The 2075-nt window shown below is 62.9% G+C and carries 1 pseudogene; it reads right to left on the bottom strand.

The features are described from left to right. Positions 1–912: 912 nt before the first annotated feature. Positions 913–2075 (bottom strand): annotated as a pseudogene (locus B5F22_RS11800) (FIVAR domain-containing protein); the annotation flags it as partial.

Below are 2075 nucleotides of genomic sequence, written 5' to 3'. Positions count from 1 at the left end.
AGAAGCACGAGCTGTATCTCGCTGCATAAAAAGCGGCCAGCAGCACATAGGCTACTGGCCGGGAAAACTTTATATTTTTTCACTGTCCTCTTGACGGGGAGCAGTTCACCTGCTTCCTCCGGGCTCCTCTCTTTGGCTTGTTTTATGCCGTTGTACAAAAGGAGAACGCATACACTTCTCCAATTTCCTTGGCGCAGACCAGCGCCCCCGCCGGGGGACGCTCCGCTGGGGTGACTTTCTGGGTGGGCAGAAAGTCACCAAAGACCCACCAAAGGCGGGGCCTTCCCCCGCCTTGTGGAATCCACCCCGCGGTACGGGATGCACCTGCGTCCTCCTGGTTTCGGCCCTGGTCCTGGATGGGTCACATAGATGGCTTGGAGGCACGATAGACAGCACCTACTTCTCTGCCGGATGGTGCTTCTACTCCCCAGGGCCTTACCCTGGTAAGCCGCTGTTCCCAGCGATGGGCAGCCAGGCTCCCGGCGGCGGGAACGCCGCTTGCCCAGGTAGGCCCGGAGGTGGAAACCGCCTGGCGATAGGGCCAGTTGCCAGGATAGCCTGGTGTGGTGGCAGTAACAGGGGCCACAGCAGGGGTCACGGGCCGGCCTGAGAACCACCGCAGGGGCAGCCTCGTACCCCAGGGAGGTCCTTAGGGGGGAACGCCCTAAGCGGGTTTTGGTTTCTTTTGCCCGCTCAAAAGAAACCCCCAGCGGGAAGCGTCCCCACCAGGCTGGCAAGCCTGATACATGGATGGTTAGACGATTAATCCCTCCGCCACAGCTGACGCTGTGCCACCTCCCTTTACACAAGGGAGGCTTTACTCTGGGAGAGGAAAACAGAAAAGCCCCGGAGGAAGCAAAAGCTTCCTCCGGGGCTTTGTCATGCTTTGGGTCTCAGAGACCTGAGAGTGCCTTAGCTGCGACGCTTGCGCACCACAGTGGCAGTGCTCAGAGCCACCACAGCGGCACCCAGAGCGGCCACATACAGCATCAGCTGAGCGGAGTCGCCAGTCTGAGCAGGCTTCTCAGCGGGCTTCTCGGTGGCCTGAGGCTTGTCGGTGGTCTCAGGCTTCTCAGAGGCCTCAGGCTTGTCGGTGGTCTCGGGAGCGCCACCGGCGGTGAGGCCGTCCATGGCGCTCTGGAGAGCGGCCACAGCGTCGTCCACCTTGGCCTGATCGTCCTCGGACAGGGTGGCGTCAGCCATCACGTTCTGGGCGGTAGCCAGAGCGGTGCGGAAGGTGGCCACGGACTCGGCGGTGTAACCGGTGAGGTCGATGCCCTCGGCCTTGCCGATGAGGTCTTCCAGGATGGACTTGTCAGCCTTGAAGCGCTGGGCCAGGATGGCGTCCAGCAGAGCCTGAGCCACAGGCTTGATGTCCTCATCCATGGCGTCACCGTCGGCGTACACGTCCTTGGCGGTAGCCAGGGCGTCCACCAGCTGCTGCCAGGTGGTCTCCACGTACTTGTCGGCGTTGGGCAGCATGCTCTCAGCCTTGGCGATCAGCTTCTCCAGGAGGGCCTTGTCGCCCTGGGTCAGGCCCAGACCCCAGATGCCTTCCAGCAGCTGGTCCCAAGCGGCGTTGACCTCTTCCTGGGTGGCGTTGGCGTCGGCCAGAACGGTCTTGGCGTTGTCCAGAGCGTCCTCAAAGGCCTTCTTGGCGGTGTCGGTGACACCAGTGGTGTCCAGACCCTCGGCATAGGCCACGGTCTTCTCCAGCAGGGTCTTGTTGACATCGCCGGGCTCGGGGGTCTCGTCCTTCTCAAACACGGCGGTGACGGTGACGTTGCCCTCAGGCATCACGAAGGTGTTATCGGTGACGGTGACGGTCTCGCTCTGCCACTCCACGAAGTGCCAGCCCTCAGCAGCGGTCTGAGTCAGGGTCACGGTGGTGCCAGCGGTGGCGGTGGTGGGCTCGGCGGTAGCGGTGCCCTCGCCCTGGGTGTTCACGGTGACGGTGTACTCCTCGGGCTGGGGCTCAGCGGCCTCCTTGAGCTCGATGACCAGCTTGTCCAGCTGGGGAGACTTCTTGTCGGGACCGGTGAACACCAGAGTGCCGGCGCCGGCCTCGGTGATCT

The organism is Pseudoflavonifractor sp. An187 (assembly GCF_002160275.1).
Taxonomy (GTDB): Bacteria; Bacillota; Clostridia; order Oscillospirales; family Oscillospiraceae; genus Enterenecus; species Enterenecus faecium.
This window is presented reverse-complemented; position numbering and strand designations above follow the sequence as displayed.